Annotated in this window: 14 protein-coding genes; 6 read left to right on the forward strand and 8 right to left on the reverse strand. The window is 67.2% G+C overall.

From position 1 onward, the window contains the following. The first annotated feature begins 255 nt into the window (after nucleotides 1-255). The 6 genes from BRADO_RS00400 (at nucleotide 256) to BRADO_RS00425 (ending at nucleotide 10,242) form a co-directional block, all read left to right on the forward strand. Nucleotides 256-561 (forward strand): PilZ domain-containing protein, encoded by a 306-nt coding sequence (locus BRADO_RS00400; RefSeq protein ID WP_008963143.1) that lies wholly within the window; start codon nucleotides 256-258, stop codon nucleotides 559-561. A 156-nt stretch (nucleotides 562-717) separates the two neighbouring features. Further along, nucleotides 718-1,440, forward strand: coding sequence for a nucleotidyltransferase family protein (locus BRADO_RS00405; protein ID WP_011923353.1), 723 nt, complete (start codon nucleotides 718-720; stop codon nucleotides 1,438-1,440). A gap of 477 nt (nucleotides 1,441-1,917) precedes the next feature. Continuing rightward, nucleotides 1,918-5,064 carry a double-strand break repair protein AddB gene (gene addB, locus BRADO_RS00410; protein WP_011923354.1) on the forward strand — a complete coding sequence of 1,049 codons (3,147 nt, stop codon included), beginning with the start codon at nucleotides 1,918-1,920 and terminating at the stop codon, nucleotides 5,062-5,064. Continuing rightward, on the forward strand, nucleotides 5,058-8,531 hold the full coding sequence (addA, locus tag BRADO_RS00415) for a double-strand break repair helicase AddA (RefSeq protein ID WP_041755938.1): 3,474 nt from the start codon (nucleotides 5,058-5,060) through the stop codon (nucleotides 8,529-8,531). Before addB ends, addA begins: the two co-directional genes overlap by 7 nt. Before the next feature lie 99 nt (nucleotides 8,532-8,630). Further along, nucleotides 8,631-8,954, forward strand: coding sequence for a thioredoxin (trxA, locus tag BRADO_RS00420; RefSeq protein ID WP_011923356.1), 324 nt, complete (start codon nucleotides 8,631-8,633; stop codon nucleotides 8,952-8,954). A gap of 274 nt (nucleotides 8,955-9,228) precedes the next feature. Next, the gene (locus tag BRADO_RS00425) at nucleotides 9,229-10,242 is read left to right on the forward strand and encodes an ATP-dependent DNA ligase (protein WP_011923357.1); all 1,014 of its coding nucleotides are present in this window, start codon (nucleotides 9,229-9,231) and stop codon (nucleotides 10,240-10,242) included. On the opposite strand, the gene BRADO_RS00430 is transcribed toward BRADO_RS00425, so the two are convergent. The 8 genes from BRADO_RS00430 to BRADO_RS00465 all read right to left on the reverse strand — a co-directional run bounded on the left by BRADO_RS00430 (nucleotide 10,243) and on the right by BRADO_RS00465 (nucleotide 16,949). Then, entirely contained in the window at nucleotides 10,243-10,983 is a 741-nt protein-coding gene (locus BRADO_RS00430) for a metallophosphoesterase (protein WP_011923358.1), read from the reverse strand. A gap of 13 nt (nucleotides 10,984-10,996) precedes the next feature. Beyond that, nucleotides 10,997-12,340 (reverse strand): folylpolyglutamate synthase/dihydrofolate synthase family protein, encoded by a 1,344-nt coding sequence (locus tag BRADO_RS00435; RefSeq protein ID WP_011923359.1) that lies wholly within the window; start codon nucleotides 12,338-12,340, stop codon nucleotides 10,997-10,999. Beyond that, nucleotides 12,337-13,275: an acetyl-CoA carboxylase, carboxyltransferase subunit beta gene (accD, locus tag BRADO_RS00440; protein ID WP_011923360.1), complete on the reverse strand. Its 939-nt coding sequence runs from the start codon at nucleotides 13,273-13,275 to the stop codon at nucleotides 12,337-12,339. Before accD ends, BRADO_RS00435 begins: the two co-directional genes overlap by 4 nt. Before the next feature lie 94 nt (nucleotides 13,276-13,369). Then, on the reverse strand, nucleotides 13,370-14,206 hold the full coding sequence (trpA, locus tag BRADO_RS00445) for a tryptophan synthase subunit alpha (RefSeq protein WP_011923361.1): 837 nt from the start codon (nucleotides 14,204-14,206) through the stop codon (nucleotides 13,370-13,372). Continuing rightward, the gene (gene trpB / locus BRADO_RS00450; protein ID WP_011923362.1) at nucleotides 14,203-15,426 is read right to left on the reverse strand and encodes a tryptophan synthase subunit beta; all 1,224 of its coding nucleotides are present in this window, start codon (nucleotides 15,424-15,426) and stop codon (nucleotides 14,203-14,205) included. Before trpB ends, trpA begins: the two co-directional genes overlap by 4 nt. Next, nucleotides 15,423-16,082 carry a phosphoribosylanthranilate isomerase gene (locus BRADO_RS00455; RefSeq protein WP_011923363.1) on the reverse strand — a complete coding sequence of 220 codons (660 nt, stop codon included), beginning with the start codon at nucleotides 16,080-16,082 and terminating at the stop codon, nucleotides 15,423-15,425. The genes trpB and BRADO_RS00455 overlap by 4 nt, the downstream gene beginning before the upstream one ends. 78 nt (nucleotides 16,083-16,160) lie before the next feature. Further along, complete coding sequence (locus BRADO_RS00460) at nucleotides 16,161-16,553, reverse strand: lipopolysaccharide assembly protein LapA domain-containing protein (RefSeq protein ID WP_011923364.1); 393 nt, start codon at nucleotides 16,551-16,553, stop codon at nucleotides 16,161-16,163. Nucleotides 16,554-16,631: 78 nt separating this feature from the next. After that, a complete protein-coding gene (locus BRADO_RS00465; RefSeq protein ID WP_011923365.1) occupies nucleotides 16,632-16,949 on the reverse strand; it encodes an integration host factor subunit beta in 318 nt (105 codons plus the stop codon). Between the last annotated feature and the right edge of the window lie 16 nt (nucleotides 16,950-16,965).

The following is a 16,965-nucleotide window of genomic DNA, read 5'->3' on the forward strand; positions in this document are numbered from 1 at the left end:
TATACCGCGGACGCTATCGAGGGACGGGACTGTCAGTTGAGCGCCCCACGACGGCCGGTGGCTATGGGTCCCGGCTCAAGGCCGGGACGACAGCGGAGTGTGCCGCGCGAGCCCGCGCCCACATCGCCACCTCGCGGGCCGACCCGTTGTCCCCCCGCGTCACCGTCCACCCCCCGTAGCTTTACCGGTTCTTAGCCATCCCCCTTTACCTTGCGCCCGCGGCGTCCGGTGCGCCGGGCGTGAAAGGAGCTTGCCATGGCAGAGCGGATGAAGGGCGAGCGCGTCGTCTTCGAGCGCGGCATCCCGGCTTTCATGATGGGCATCGACGGCACCTGGCGGCGTAACTGCACCATCGAGGATGTCTCCGAGACCGGTGCCAAGCTGACGGTCGAGGGCTCCGTTGAAGGCCTGCACCTGAAGGAGTTCTTCCTGCTGCTGTCGTCGACCGGCCTGGCCTATCGACGCTGCGAACTGGCCTGGGTCAATGGCGACCAGATCGGCGTCACCTTCCTGAAGCAGGGCAAGAAGAAAACCAACAAGCGCGCCACCGCCGAGGCCTGACTACTGGCCGGAAGACCTCTGCGGCATCTTGCATCACGACGGCCGGGCAGCCGTCGCATATTCGTCATGGCGCCGGGCTATCGCAACCGGTCGAGACGATAGATGTTTTTGCGTGGTATGATTCGCACGTACCACCCTTGATCGAGATGCCCTGAGATGCCCGTCCACCCGCACAAAGCCATGGTCCTCGCCGCCGGTCTCGGATTGCGCATGCGCCCGCTGACGGAGAAGATGCCAAAGCCGCTGGTGCGCGTCGCCGGGCGTCCGCTGCTCGACCACGTGCTCGACCGGCTCGCCGAGGCTGGCGTCACCGAGGCCGTCGTCAACGTCCACTATCTCGCCGATCAGATCATCGAGCACACCGCGACGCGCAGCGCGCCGCGCGTGATCATCTCCGACGAGCGCGACCAGGTGCTGGGCACCGGCGGCGGCGTGGTCAAGGCGCTGCCGCTGCTGGGTCACGAGCCGTTCTTCCACGTCAACTCCGACACGATGTGGATCGAGGGCGTGCGCCAGAACCTCTCGCGCCTTGCCGACGCATTCGATCCCGCGCGCATGGACATCATGCTGCTGATGGCCCCGACCGCGACCTCGATCGGCTATGCCGGCCAGGGCGACTACGCGATGCTCGCCGACGGTACCTTGCGCAAGCGCCGCGAGCACCAGGTGGTGCCGTTCGTCTACGCCGGCGCCGCGATCATCTCGCCGGCGATCTTCGACGGCGCGCCAGAGGGCGAGTTCTCGCTGACGAAGATGTTCGACAAGGCCAATGAGCAGGACCGGCTGTATGGCCTGCGCCTCGAAGGCGTGTGGATGCATGTCGGTACGCCGGCCGCAGTGACCGAAGCCGAAGAAGCACTGCTGGAGAGCGCGGCGTAGCTTGCGCGAAGGCATCACAAGGCCGCCTGTCTCCGTCATTGCGAGCGCAGCGAAACAATCCAGAGTGGTGTGCGGGATTCTGGATTGCTTCGCTGCGCCGCTGCGCTCGCAATGACGTGAAGTGAGCAGTTCCTTTGACCCACTTCCGTGATCGGCGTCCGCCCGCGATGGCGGTGAAGCGGAAGCGAGTTCCGCGCCCTCCGCTGTCATCGCCCGCGAAAGCGGGCGATCCAGTACGCCGCGGCCTCTCAACTCAAGCCGAACCGTCTCGGAGTACTGGATCGCCCGGTCAAGCCGGGCGATGACGGCGGAGGGCGTGGCTGCAGCCGGGCCTCGCTGCACATCGAGTTGCCACGCGCGACATCCTCTAGCTTGGCAACGCGAACGACCTATCAACACCCATCCACACCCCGGATATGACCTCCGGCCCTCCGCTTACTATATAGACGCCAAGAGAAACCCCGCGAATCGCAGGCCATGCGCGTCTTCACCGTTCCCATTTCGGCGCCGTTCCTGCGCAGCGTGATCGCGGCGCTGGTGGACGGCCGGCTGGTCGACGGTTTCGAAGCCCGCAGCGATCCGGCGCGGCTCGCGACGGCCACGCTCTATCTTCCGACGCGTCGTTCGCTGCGTGTCGCGCGCGAGATGTTTCTCGACGAGCTGAGGACCGACGCCGCGGTGCTGCCGCGGCTGGTGGCGCTCGGCGACATCGACGAGGATGAGCTGGCGTTTGCGGAAGATCGCGACGCGTTCCTCGGCCCCGCGCCGCTGGAGCTTCCGGAGCGGCTCGATGATCTGCAGCGTAGGCTCACGCTGGCGCGGCTGGTCGCGGCCTGGGCCAAGACGCCGGTGTCGGCGCCGCTGGTGATCGGCGGTCCCGCCTCGACGCTCGCGCTCGCCGGCGACCTCGCGCGGCTGATCGACGACATCGTGACACGCGGCGTATCGTGGGATGCGCTCGACCAACTGGTGCCCGATCAGCTCGACAAATACTGGCAGTTTTCGCTGGAGTTCCTGCGCATCGCGCGCACGGCGTGGCCAGCCTATCTGCAGGAGATCGAGCGCATCGAGCCGGCGGCACGGCGCGATCTCCTGATCGCAGCCGAAGCCGCGCGCCTCTCGGCGCATCCCGATGGGCCGGTGATCGCCGCAGGCTCGACCGGCTCGATGCCGGCGACGGCAAAGTTCCTGCTCGCGGTCGCCAAGTTACCGCATGGCGCGGTGGTGCTGCCGGGGCTCGACACCGATCTCGACGAAGCCGCGTGGAGCTCGATCGGCGGCGCGAAGGATCGCTCGGGGCGCGTGATCACGCCGCCCGCGGTCAACCATCCGCAATATGCGATGCACCTGCTGCTCAGGCGCTTCGGCCTGGAGCGGCGCGACGTACTTCGCCTTGCGCCGCCGGGCCGGGGCGGCCGCGAGGTGCTGATCTCCGAAGCGATGCGGCCGTCGGAAGCGACCGCCATCTGGCATGAGCGACTGCGCCAGTTCGACATCGCCGCCAACATCGCGGAGGCGATGGACAATCTGTCCGTGGTCGCCGCGCCCAATCCGGAGATGGAGGCGCTGGCGATCGCGATCGCGATGCGCGAGGCCCGCCATCTCGGCAAGTCCGCGGCACTGGTGACGCCGGACCGCGCGCTGGCGCGCCGCGTGATGGCCGCGCTGACGCGCTGGCACCTGACCTTCGACGATTCCGGCGGTGATGCGCTGCTGGAAACACCGGCCGGGATCTTTGCTCGCCTCGCCGCCGAAGCTGCCGCGCGCGGGCTTGAGCCGCCGACCCTGCTGGCGCTCCTCAAGCATCCGCTGTGCCGGCTCGGCCGCAACGCCTACGGCTGGAAGCATGCGATCGAAACCCTGGAGCTGGCTCTGCTCCGCGGCACCCGTCCGCAAGCCGGCACCGGCGGCCTCGCGCGCGACTTCGCCCGCTTCCGCGACGAGCATGCCAAGCTGCACCAGGGCGAAGCGTCCTCGCTTCATCGTGCCGAACCGCGCGCGCGACTTAAGCCTGATCAGCTCGACCAGGCGGCCGCGCTGATCGCGCAATTGCAGACGGCGCTCGCGCCGCTCGAAAATCTCGCCTCCCCGCGTCCGCAGGATTTCGCCGAGCTCGCCGCGCGCCACCGCGAGGTACTGATCGCGCTCTCCACCGATGACGTCGGCCTCGGCACCGCGTTCACCGATCGCGATGGCGCGGCGCTGGCGCGCTGCTTCGACGATCTGCTCGCCTCCGGCGAGCGCTGCGGCCTGATGGCGCCGCTGTCGGACTATCCGGACCTGTTCCACACCGCCTTTTCCGATCGCGCGGTGCGCCGCCCTGAGCGCCACGGCGCGCAGCTGCAGATCTATGGCCCGCTCGAAGCGCGCCTGATGCAGACCGATCGCATGATCATCGGCGGTCTGGTCGAGGGCATCTGGCCGCCGGCGCCGCGCATCGATCCCTGGCTCAGCCGCCCGATGCGGCATCAGCTCGGCCTGGACCTGCCCGAGCGCCGCATCGGTCTCTCCGCACACGACTTCGCGCAGCTGCTCGGCGCGCCCGAAGTGATCTTGACCCATGCGGCAAAATCCGGCGGCGCGCCGGCTGTCGCTTCGCGCTTTCTGCATCGACTCCAGGCGGTTGCCGGCGACGCACAATGGAAGGCCGCGACGGCGCGCGGCGAAACTTATGTCCGCTACGCCGAAGTGCTCGACCAGCCGCGGGAGGTGAAGCCGATACCGCAGCCGGCGCCGAAGCCGCCGCTCGAGGCCCGCCCCCTGCGCATGTCGGTGACCGCCATCGAAGACTGGCTGCGCGATCCCTACACGATCTTCGCGCGCTACATCCTGCGACTCGATCCGCTCGACCCCGTCGACATGCCGCTGTCGGCGGCCGATCGCGGCTCCGCGATCCACGAAGCCATCGGCGAGTTCACTCAGACCTTCGCCAAGGAGCTGCCGCTGCATCCAGCCCATGCGCTGCGCGTGATCGGCGAAAAGCATTTTGCGCCGCTGATGGAGCGCCCCGAGGCGCGCGCACTGTGGTGGCCGCGCTTCCAGCGCATCGCCGGCTGGTTCGCGGCGTGGGAGACCGCGCGCCGCGAACATATCGGCGCGATCACCGCTGAGATCCGCGGCGAGATCGGCATTCCCCTCGGCAAAGACCGTACCTTCATGCTGTCGGCGCGCGCCGACCGCATCGAGCAGCGCGCCGAGGGCACCTACGCCATCCTCGACTACAAGACCGGCCAGCCGCCGACCGCAAAGCAGGTCCGCATGGGCCTGTCGCCGCAGCTCACCTTGGAAGCTGCGATCCTGCGCGAGGGCGGCTTCGACGGCATTCCCGCCGGCAGCCTGATCAGCCAGCTCGTTTATGTCCGGCTGTCCGGCAACAACCCGCCGGGCGAGGAGCGCATTCTTGAGCTGAAGATCAACAAGAGCGACACGCCGCAGCATCCCGACCAGGCCGCGCAGGAGGCTCGCAACAAGCTGGAAGAGCTGATCCGCAGCTTCGAGGACGTCAACCAGGGCTACACCTCGCTGAACCTGTCGATGTGGGCGAACCGCTACGGCAGCTATGACGACCTCGCCCGCATCAAGGAATGGTCGGCGGCCGGCGGCCTGGGGGTGGAGGAATGGTGAAGGCGCCCCGCCCCATTCCGCAGGCCGTGCGCGACGCGCAGACGCGCGCGTCGAACCCGGCGGCCTCGGCGTTCGTGTCGGCCAATGCCGGCTCGGGCAAGACGCATGTGCTGGTGCAGCGCGTGATCAGGCTTCTGCTCGACGGCGTGCCGCCGGAGAAGATCCTCTGCATCACCTTCACCAAGGCCGCCGCCGCCAACATGGCCGAGCGCGTGTTCTCGACGCTCGGCCATTGGGTGACGCTCGACGATGGCGCGCTCGACAGCGCGATCAAGTCGACCGGAATCCTCACATCGGACAAGAAGCTCCGCGCCTCGGCGCGAAAACTGTTTGCCAGCGCGCTGGAGACGCCGGGCGGATTGAAGGTGCAGACCATCCACGCGCTGTGCACCCGGCTGCTGCAGCAGTTTCCGTTCGAGGCCAATGTGCCGGCGCGGTTCTCGGTGCTCGACGAGCGCGACCAGACCGAGATGATGGAGCGTGCCAATCTCAAAGTGTTGCTGAATGCGGCGCGCGCTCCTGACAGCCCGATCGGCCGCGCGCTGCAGATCGCGATGGCCAATGCCGCGGACTCGACCTTCAAGGAGGTCGTGCGCGAGGCGTGCCTGAGCCGTGATCATTTCATGGCCTGGACCGATGGCGCCGGTCGCGTCGAGGTCGCCGCGCAGCATCTCGGCGAAGTCCTCGGCATTGGTGCCGGCGAGACCCTGGATGCGATCGAGCGCGACATTCTCGACGGTCCCAATCTGCCGCGCGCGAATTGGACCGAGATCGCCGCGCGGCTCGACGGCGGGGCGAAGACCGATCAGAAGCAGGCGGACCAGTTGCGCGCCGCGCTGGCGTTCTCGGGCAGCGATCGGGTCGACGAATATCTTCGCGTGTTCCTCACCGACGACAAGGAACCCCGCAGGTCGGTACTAACCAAGAAGTTCGCCGAGAGCAATCCCGGCCTCGCTGGTCTGTTCGACGCGGAAGCGCGGAGGCTCGACCACCTGATCGAAAAGCGCCGCGCCGCCGTCGTGCGCGACCGCACGGAGGCGCTGCTGCAGATCGCCACTGCGGCGGCCGCGAACTATCGGCGCGAGAAGGACGAGCGCGGGCTGCTTGACTATGACGACCTGATCGACAAGACGCTGGTCATGCTCAACCGCGTCTCCGCCGGCTGGGTGCATTACAAGCTCGACCGCGGCGTCGATCACGTGCTGATCGACGAGGCGCAGGACACGAGCCCGCGGCAATGGGACATCGTCGCCCACATCATCGAGGAGTTCACGTCGGGCGCCGGTGCACGCGACGGGCTGACCCGCACGATCTTCGCGGTGGGCGACGAGAAGCAGTCGATCTTCTCTTTCCAGGGCGCCGACCCGCATGAATTCGATGCCCGACGGCGCCAGTTGCAGAAGCGCTTCACCGATGCCGGGCTGCTGTTCGATCCGGTCTCCTTCACCTATTCGTTCCGCTCCGGGCCGACGGTGCTGCACGCGGTCGACCACGTGTTCCGGGAGCGCGAGGTCTACAGCAGCATCCATTCGCCCGATATCGGCTACCCCATCCACAATGCGCTGACCGATGCCGGGCCGAGCCTGGTCGAGCTGTGGTCGTTGTGCGAGCGCGACGACCGCAAGGAAATCGAGGGCTGGCGCGCGCCGTTCGACGGCGTCTCGGTGACGAGCCCCGAGGTCAAGCTGTCGAGGCGCATCCAGGCCGAGATCAAGCGGCTGATCCGCGTCGGCACCATGACCGGGCATGACGGCGCGCGGCGGCGGCTGAGCTATGGCGACATGCTGATCCTGGTGCGCCGGCGCGGCACCGCGTTCGATGCCGTCATCCAGGCGCTGAAGCATGCCGGCATTCCCGTCGCGGGTGCGGACCGCCTCAAGCTCACCGAGCACATCGCGATCATCGATCTGATGAACCTCGCCGACGCGCTGCTGCTGCCGCAGGACGATCTGGCGCTGGCGACCGCGCTGAAGAGCCCGCTGTTCGGCCTCGATGATGACGATCTGTTCAAGCTCGCCTGGCAGCGTCGCGGCAGCTTGCGCGAGGCGCTGAGCGCGCATGCGGCTGATGATCCGCGGCTGCAGGCCGTCGTCCGGCGTCTGCAGCAATGCGAGCGCCGCGCGGCCGAGGACACGCCGTTCGCGTTCTACGCCTGGCTGCTCGGCGGCGATGGCGGCCGGCGCCGCATTCTGGCTCGGCTCGGCCACGAGGCCAATGACGCGCTCGACGAATTCCTCGAGCTGGCGCTGTCCTACGAGCGCAAAGCGCCGGCCTCGCTGCAGGGCTTCGTCGCTTGGCTGCGCGCCGCCGACACCGAAGTGAAGCGCGACATGGAGATCTCGCGCGACGAGGTGCGTGTCATGACCGTGCACGGCGCCAAAGGCCTGGAAGCGTCGGTGGTGTTCCTGGTCGACACGACATCGTCGCCGGCGGATTCGCAGCGGCTGCGGCTGATCCACGTGCCGCATGGCGACCGCGAGATTGTCGTATGGGCCGGCCGCAAGGCGGACGATCCGCAAGCCGTCGTGGCGGCGCGCGCGGCGATGCTGAAGGAGACCGAGGACGAATACCGACGGCTGCTCTACGTCGCGATGACGCGGGCCGCCGATCGCCTCGTCATCGGCGGCTGCATGCCGGGCAACATGAACAACGTGCGCGGCGGCAGCTGGTACGACCTGATGGCGCGGGGGCTCGATGCGGCGGGGTTGCAGGTCGAGGTGATCGAGACCGAGGACGGGCCGGTCAAGCGCTACGCGCGGCCCGAGGACATCGCCGAGACCGCCAAGGACGAGGCGCGGCAGATGGCAGAGAGCGCGGTCGAGCTGCCGGCCTGGCTGCGCACGGCCGCGGTGGAGGCGCCCGGCGACGTCGCCGTGCTCCGGCCGTCCGATCCCTCATCCGATGAGCGGCCGGTGCGAACGGGCGAATCGCTGGCGGCCCGCAGTCTCGCGATGCAGCGCGGCACCTTGGTGCACCGCCTGCTGCAGTCACTGCCCGACGTGCCGCCGGAACGGCGGCGCGACGCCGCGCTGCGCTACCTTCTTCGCAATGCGCCGGACTGGCCGGAGGACGAGCGCGACAAGCTCACCGCGCGCGTGCTCACCGTGATCGCGGACCCCCGCTTCGCCGCGGTGTTCGCGCCCGGCAGCCGCGCCGAGGTGTCGATCGTCGGCCGGCTCGCGCACCCGGGCCAACCGCGAACCCTGGTGTCCGGCCAGATCGACCGTCTCGTGGTCACCGAGGCCGAGGTGCTGATCGTCGACTTCAAGACCAACCAGCAGCCGCCCTCCGAACTGGCCGACGTGCCCGAGGCCTATCTCCGCCAGCTCGCTCTGTACCGCGCCGTGCTCGGCCAATTGTACCCCGGACGGGCCGTCCGGGCCGCCCTGCTCTGGACGGAAGTCCCTGATTTCATGGAGCTTCCCCCCTCCGCGCTGGACGCCGTGCTGCCATCCCAGCACGACTGAGTGAGCATGCTTGACCCGGCCACGGGCCATTCATACTTTGACACCCACGCTGAGGCGGCCATTCCGGTGCCGCTCCCTCCAACCCAACGAGGTAATTCCATGGCCGCCGTAGCCAAGGTTTCCGACGCCGATTTCGAAAGCGAAGTGCTCAAGGCCGACGGTCCGGTCGTGGTCGACTTCTGGGCCGAGTGGTGCGGCCCCTGCCGCATGATCGCGCCGGCGCTCGACGAGATCGCCAGCGCGATGGGCGACAAGGTCAAGATCGTGAAGCTCAACGTCGACGAGAGCCCGAAGACGGCCTCGAAGTATGGCGTGATGTCGATCCCCACCCTGATGGTGTTCAAGGGAGGCGAACTGGCCTCCCGCCAGGTCGGCGCCGCGCCCAAGGCGAAGCTGCAGCAGTGGATCTCGTCGGCGGTGTGATTTTGTAGGGTGGGCAAAGCAGCCGCCGTCAGGCGGCAGCGTGCCCACCATCTCTCCGCGAGCCTGCAGCAAGACGGTGGGCACGGCGCCGCAGCCATCTCTAACGAGGAGAAAGCGCGGCGCGCCTTTGCCCACCCTACTCATTGAGGATTTTTCTTGAACAGCCGGCGGAATCGCCGGCCGTTTGCGTTGAGGGGTGTGTTCCGCGTTTTTGGATCCCGCCATGCCCGCCCGCGCCCATCGCTCGCCTTCCCGCAACTCAGGCCTGCTGGCCATGGAGGCGCGTTCGGTGGACGCGATCCCGCGCGGCGAGGCGTGGCAGTACGAGCCGAAATGGGACGGCTTCCGCTGCCTGCTGGCGCGCGACGGCGCTCATGTGACGATGCAGTCCAAGGCCGGCGAGGACCTCGCGCGCTACTTTCCCGAGGTGGTCGCCGCGGCGCGCGCGCTGAGGACGAACAACTTCATCCTGGACGGCGAGCTCGTGGTCCCACACGCGGCGTCGTTCTCGTTCGACGCGCTGCTGCAGCGAATTCATCCGGCCGCCAGCCGCGTGAAGAAGCTGTCGGTGGAAACGCCGGCTCTCTTCCTGGCCTTTGACCTGCTGGCAACAGCGAAGGACAGGGACCTGATGGCGCAGACGCTGCACGAGCGCCGGCCCGCGCTGGAGGCGTTCGCGAAAGCGCACTTCGCAAAGCATCCGACCTTCCGGCTGTCGCCCGCGACGACGCGCTATGCGACTGCGCAGGACTGGCTGGCGCAGTCCGGCGGCGGCTCGGACGGCGTGATCGCCAAGCGGGTTGACCTGCCGTACCAAGCGGGCAGCCGCGACGGCATGCAGAAGATCAAGCGCTACCGCTCCGCGGATTGCGTCATCGGCGGCTTCCGCTACGCGACGAACAAGGGCACGAACGGCCGAAAGCTGGTTGGCTCGCTGCTGCTCGGTCTCTACGACAAGGACGGGCTGCTGCATCACGTCGGCTTCACCTCGGCGCTCAAGAAGGACGAGAAGCCCGCGCTGACCGACAAGCTCGAGCCGCTGATTGCGCCACCGGGCTTCACAGGCAATGCGCCGGGCGGTCCGAGCCGGTGGTCGACCGAGCGCTCGGCGGAGTGGTGTCCGCTGAAGCCGAAGCTGGTGATCGAGGTCTGCTACGACCATTTCTCCGGCGAACGTTTTCGCCACGGCACCTCGATCCTGCGCTGGCGTCCCGACAAGGCGCCGAAGCAATGCACGTTCGATCAGCTCGCACAGAAAGTCGCCGATCCCATGAAGCTGCTCGCCTGATCAGCGGATCCAGCCGGTCGCAAGCGCAGACGCGAACTCTGTGTCGCCATTGGCGCGCGCCAGCTCAGCCATCGCGCGATGATCATACGGCACATGGCGGAAGCTCACGCTCCAACCGGCCGGCGTCAGTTCCAGGATAGCGTAGCGCGCGTCGGGGCTACCGGCCTGTACAATATGCGGATACGGCACGTTGTAGGAATAGCCGGGGCTGCCGACGCTGCCAGGGTTCACGATCAGCCGACCGTCAGGAAGCCGCACGGCGCGCGTCGTGTGCGTATGGCCGCACAGGATCAACGACTGCGAAATGCCGCCAGCCAATCTCTCGATTTCGTCGAGTGATGCGCAGGTGATGGTGCCGTCCGGCGCCACGCTCTCGAGCCAGTAGACGTTGTCGTCCTCGGGCGTCGCGTGGCAGAGAAACACCTGATCTTGATACACGGCCGTCGCCGGGATGGTGCGCAGCCAGTCCAGATGACTGGACTCGAGCTGCGGATAGGCCGGGCGCTCCCAGGCGCCCATTGTCTCGAACGGACGATCGATCAGCCAGCGATCATGATTGCCGCGCACATGCACGGCGTCGAGCGCCATCAGCCTGTCCATCGCCTTGCGTGCATCGAGCGGGCCGGAAGCCATGTCGCCAAGATCAACGATGTCGGTGACCCCTTGCGCGCGGATGTCCGCCAGCACGGCCTCCAGCGCGAGATGATTGCCGTGGACATCGGCGATCGCCGCGAAGCGCATGAATTGTTTTTCCTCAGGTCGGCGGCGTGCCGTTGAGGTCGAGCACGTGGCCTGCGAGATAAAGCGACCCCGTGATCAGAATACGCGGCGGCACCTCATAGGCAAGCCGGGCGACGCCGGCGAGCGCTGAAACAACACCGTCCGCGATCTCAATACGCATGCCGAGCGTGCGCGCGGCCGACGCGAGATCGGCCGGCGCCATCGCCTTGCTCTCGTTCGGGATCGGGACAACGATGATGTGGCGCGTCAGCCCGGCGAAATTTGCAAGGAAGGCTGCTGCATCCTTGTTGCCCATCATGCCAACGATGACGACGAGCTGCCGCGAGACGCGCTCCTCGAGATCGCCGATCGCGGCCGCGACGACGCGGCCGCCTTCGGCATTGTGGCCGCCGTCGAGCCAGATCTCCGCGCCCTGCGGCGCGATCGCGGTGAGCGCGCCGTTCGACAGCCGCTGCATCCGCGCCGGCCATTCGGCTTGGACGATGCCGTCCTCGAACGCCTTGGTCGTCAGCTTGAATTGATCGAGCGCGCGCAAGGTCGCGATCGCAAGACCGGCATTGTCGAACTGATGCCGGCCGAACAGCTTTGGTGCCGGCAGATCCAGGAGCCCGCGATCGTCCTGATAGACGAGACGGTTGCGCTCGACATTGACGTGCCAGCTCTCGCCGGCCGCGAACAGCGGCGCGCGCTGGCGCTTGGCCTCGCGCTCGATCACCGCCATCGCATCCGGCTCCTGCGCCGCCGAGATCACCGGACAGCCACGCTTGATGATGGCAGCCTTCTCGGCCGCGATCAGCGCGCGGGTGTCGCCGAGGAATTCCATGTGGTCCATGCTGATCGGCGTCAGCACGGAGGCCGCGACCTGTTCGACCACATTGGTCGAATCGAGCCGGCCGCCGAGGCCGACTTCGAGCAGCACGACATCTGCGGGATGTTTCGCGAACAGCACGAAGGCCGCGACGGTCTTCACCTCGAAGAAGGTGATCGGCGCGCCGGCATTGACTCGCTCGCATTGCAGGAGCGCGTCGATCAATTCATCATCGTCGACCAGAACGCCGCCACCGACTCGTCCGAGGCGATAGCTCTCATTGATGCGGACCAGCCAGGGCGAGGTGAAGACGTGGACGCTCAGGCCCGCGGCTTCGAGCATCGCCCTGAGGTAAGCGACCGTGGATCCCTTGCCATTGGTGCCGGCGACATGGATCACCGGCGGCAGCTTGCGCTCGGGATGATCGAGCTGGGCGAGCAGCCGGTGCATGCGCTCCAGCCCGAGCGAGATCTTGCTCGGATGCAGCGCCGAGAGCCGCGTGATCAGCTCGTCGAGCGAAGGCTTGGGCTGGCTGGCGGGATCGTTCACGCGCTCGTTGCGACCGCCGGCGCTTCCGCCGTCTCGGCGGGCTTGGCCGGCGGCGGCAGTTGCGGCGCGGGCTTGGCGTGTTCGACGGCCGGCGCCTTGGTCAGCAGCCGGCACAGCCGCGCCAGAGTCGGGCGCAGATCATGACGATGCACGACCATGTCGACCATGCCGTGATCGAGCAGGTACTCGGCGCGCTGGAAACCCTCCGGCAGCTTTTCGCGGATGGTCTGCTCGATGACGCGCGCGCCGGCGAAGCCGATCAGCGCGCCGGGCTCGGCGATGTGGACGTCGCCGAGCATCGCATAGGACGCGGTGACGCCGCCGGTGGTCGGATTGGTCTGCACCACGATGTAGGGCAGTCTGGCCTCGCGCAGCATCTGCACGGCCACTGTGGTGCGCGGCATCTGCATCAGCGACAGGATGCCCTCCTGCATGCGCGCGCCGCCGGAGGCCGCGAACACGATGAAGGGCGACTTCTTCTCGACCGCGAGCTCCAGCCCCCGCACGATCGCCTCGCCGGCGGCCATGCCGAGCGAGCCGCCCATGAAATCGAAATCCTGCACGGCGATGACGACGCCCATGCCTTCGAGCTTGCCGAAGCCGACCTTGACGGCATCGTTCATGCCGGTGCGCGCCCGCGCATCCTTGATGCGGTCGGCATAGCGGCGCTCGTCACGGAATTTGAGCGGGTCGGGCGTCACCTCGGGCAGCGCGACGTCGAACCAGGTCTCGTTGTCGAACATCGACTTGAGCCGGGCCGATGCGCCCATGCGCATGTGATAGTTGGAGCCGGGGATGACGAACTGGTTGGCCTCGACGTCCTTGTAGAACACGAGCTGTCCGGAATCCGGGCACTTGATCCAGAGGTTCTCCGGCGTCTCGCGGCGCAGGATGTTGCGGATCTTCGGCCGGACCACGTTGGTAAGCCAGTTCATGAAAAGCTCCGTTTTGCGGTCGCCCGGATATATGGCGGGACGGCAGCGCCACGGCAAGCCGTGCCGCGGCGCTCCATGCAAGGGTGGTTGATGGCTATTCCGCGGCCTGCTGGGCGCCCCGCACGCCCTGGGCGAGGGCGGCGGCAAGGTCGGCGACCGCGTTGACGGTCTTGGCCGTCGCCCGGCCCTCGGCGTCCAGGCTCGCCTTCAGGGCATCCACCAGGGCGGTGCCGACCACGGCGCCGTCAGCGTGGGCGGCGATAGCCCGGGCGGTTTCCGGTGTCCGAATGCCGAAACCGACGCAGACCGGCAGCGCCGTGTGGCGCTTGATTCGCGCAACGGCCGACCCGACGGCGGAGGAGTCGGCCGCGGCCGCACCGGTGATGCCGGTGATCGAGACGTAGTAGACGAAGCCGGAGGTGTTCGCGAGCACGGCCGGCAGCCGCTTGTCATCGGTGGTCGGGGTCGCCAGACGGATGAAGTTGAGCCCGGCCTTGAGCGCCGGAATGCACAGCTCGTCGTCTTCTTCCGGCGGCAGGTCGACGATGATCAGGCCGTCGACACCGGCGCTCTTGGCGTCGTCGAGGAACTTGTCGACGCCATAGATGTAGATCGGGTTGTAGTAGCCCATCAGCACGATCGGCGTGGCTGCGTCGCCCTCGCGGAAACTGCGCACCAGCTGCAGCGTCTTCCTCAGGGTCATGCCCGCTTTCAGCGCGCGCAGGCCCGCGGCCTGGATCGACGGGCCGTCGGCCATCGGATCGGTGAACGGCATGCCGATCTCGATGATGTCGGCGCCCGCCTGCGGCAGCGCCTTGACGATCGCGAGCGACGTCTCCGGATCGGGGTCGCCGCCCATCACGAACGTCACGAATGCCGAACGGCCTTCACTCTTTAACTGCGCGAAGCGCGCATCCATCCGGCTGGTCACGACTGTTTCGCCCTCTTACGCAGGATCTCGCCGACCTGCGGCACGTCCTTGTCGCCGCGGCCGCACAGATTGACGACCATCAAATGGTCCTTCGGCTTGTTCGGCGCGAGCTGCATCACCTTGGCCACCGCGTGCGCCGGCTCGAGCGCCGGGATGATGCCCTCCAACCGGGACAGCAGCAGGAACGCGTCCAGCGCCTCGTCGTCGGTCGCGGACAGATAGGTCACGCGCTTGGCCTCGTGCAGCCAGGAATGCTCAGGACCGATGCCGGGATAGTCGAGGCCGGCCGAGATCGAATGCGCCTCGGCGATCTGGCCGTCGTCGTCCATCAGCAGATAGGTCCGGTTGCCATGCAGCACACCTGGACGGCCACCCGCGATCGACGCCGCATGCAGCTGCGTCAGGCCGTGGCCCGCGGCCTCGACGCCGAAGATCTCGACGGAGGGATCATCGAGGAAGGGATGAAACAGGCCCATCGCATTGGAGCCGCCGCCGATGCAGGCCACGAGCGAATCCGGCAGCCGGCCCTCGGCCTCCTGCATCTGCGTCCGCGTCTCCTGGCCGATCACCGACTGGAAGTCGCGCACCATCATGGGATAGGGATGCGGGCCGGCCACCGTGCCGATGCAATAAAATGTGTTGTGGACGTTGGTGACCCAGTCACGCAGCGCCTCGTTCATCGCATCCTTCAGCGTCCTGGCGCCGGACTGCACCGGAATGACCTTGGCGCCCAGCATCTCCATGCGCAGCACGTTCGGCTGCTGCCGCTCCACGTCGACGGCGCCCATATAGACCACGCAGTCCAGCCCGAAGCGCGCGCACAGCGTCGCGGTGGCGACGCCATGCTGACCAGCGCCGGTCTCGGCGATGATGCGCTTCTTGCCCATCCGGCGCGCCAGCATGATCTGGCCGAGCACGTTGTTGACCTTGTGCGAGCCGGTATGATTGAGCTCGTCGCGCTTGAAATAGATCTTGGCGCCGCCGAGATGCTCGGTCAGACGCTCGGCATAGTACAGCGGCGATGGACGGCCGACGTAATGCGTCCGGTAACTGTTCATCTCGCCCTGGAATGCCGGATCAGCCTTGGCGTCGGCATAGGCCTTTTCGAGATCCAGGATCAGCGGCATCAGGGTCTCGGCCACGAAGCGGCCACCGAAGATGCCGAAATGGCCGCGCTCGTCCGGACCGCTGCGGTAGGAATTGGGAATGGCTGTCGTCATTGAACGCTCAACTCTTCAGCGGCGCGCGCCGCGCGGATGAAATTCCGGATCATGTCGCAATCCTTCACACCCGGCGTCCGCTCGACGCCGGATGACACGTCGACGCCGCCTGCGCGCGTGATGCGCACGGCCTCCGCAACGTTGTCGGCACTCAAGCCCCCGGAGACCATGAACGGGCGATCCAGCTTGAGAGCTTCGAGGACATGCCAGTCGAAGGTGGCCCCCAATCCACCCGGACGGGTGGCATCCTTGGGCGCCCGTGCATCGAACAGAATGCGGTCGCAGACATCGGCATAGCCGGCCAGCGGCGCGAGATCCGCGGAGGTCGCGACGGCAACCGCCTTCATGACCGGCAGGCCGAAGCGTTGCTTGAGATCGCGGATGCGTGCGATGCTCTCTCGGCCATGCAGTTGCAACAGGTCCGGACGCAAAGTCTCGACAATGTTCTCGAACGTCGCGTCATCGGCATCGACCGTCAGCGCCACCTTCAGCGCGCGTCCTTTCGCCTGCTGCCCGAGCTCCCGCGCGGCCGTGAGACCGACGTGCCGCGGCGACGGCGGAAAGAACACGAAGCCAACCATCTCGGCACCGGCGTCAAGCGCGGCGTCGAGCGTTTCGGGCGTAGTCAGGCCGCAGATCTTGACGAGCAGAGACATCAGTGGAGAACGCGTTCTGGGGCGAATAGGATTAACTGGACCAACGGATTCCGAGCGCCGTTCGATCCTGCGCGCCTTCTACAACGCGGCGCCCTGCTTGTCTCGCCCATAAGGGGCGAAAAGCCGGGCCGGTCCAGCCGGAACCAGCGATTGCGTCGACCCCTGGCCGGCACGCGCTGCAGCGGCGAGTTGCGCGACCTGCGCGCGCGCCGCTTCGGCATCGGCCTGATGGCGGCGGGCGGCGCGGCGCCAGTGGCGCTGGCCGATCCAGGTGGCACAGCCACCCGCGATCACGCCGATGATCGCAACCGCAATGAGCAACGCGAAGAGCGGCACCGAGACCGAGAGCGCCGGGTCCGCGGCATTGAACGGATCGAACGACACGGTAACGAAATGCCGGTTGGCGACGCCGAAGATGACCAGCAGGACCAGCAGCGGAAGGACGAATACAACGGTGAGGAATTTGCGCATGCGCTCGCTCGTAGCAGTCTGGCCGAATTCGCCTCGAAATCAGGCGCAGACGATTAGCACGGCGGACAGCGCGCTGCCTCAATCGTCCGCGTCGTCGGCAGCTGCACCCTCGGGATTATCCCGGTTCAGCCGCTCTCGCATTTCCTTGCCGGTCTTGAAGAACGGCACGCTCTTCTGATCCACCGGGACATGAGCGCCCGTCCGCGGATTGCGCCCGGCCCGAGCGGGCCGGTGCTTGACGGAAAAAGCGCCGAAGCCACGCAGCTCGACGCGATCACCCCGCGCGAGCGCGGCGACGATCTCATCGAGGATCGCGTTGACGATGTTCTCGACATCCCGCTGGTAGAGGTGCGGGTTGTGCTCGGCGATACGCTGAACAAGCTCGGATTTGATCATCGAGAAAATGTACCCG

This window comes from Bradyrhizobium sp. ORS 278, from assembly GCF_000026145.1.
Classification (GTDB): Bacteria; Pseudomonadota; Alphaproteobacteria; order Rhizobiales; family Xanthobacteraceae; genus Bradyrhizobium.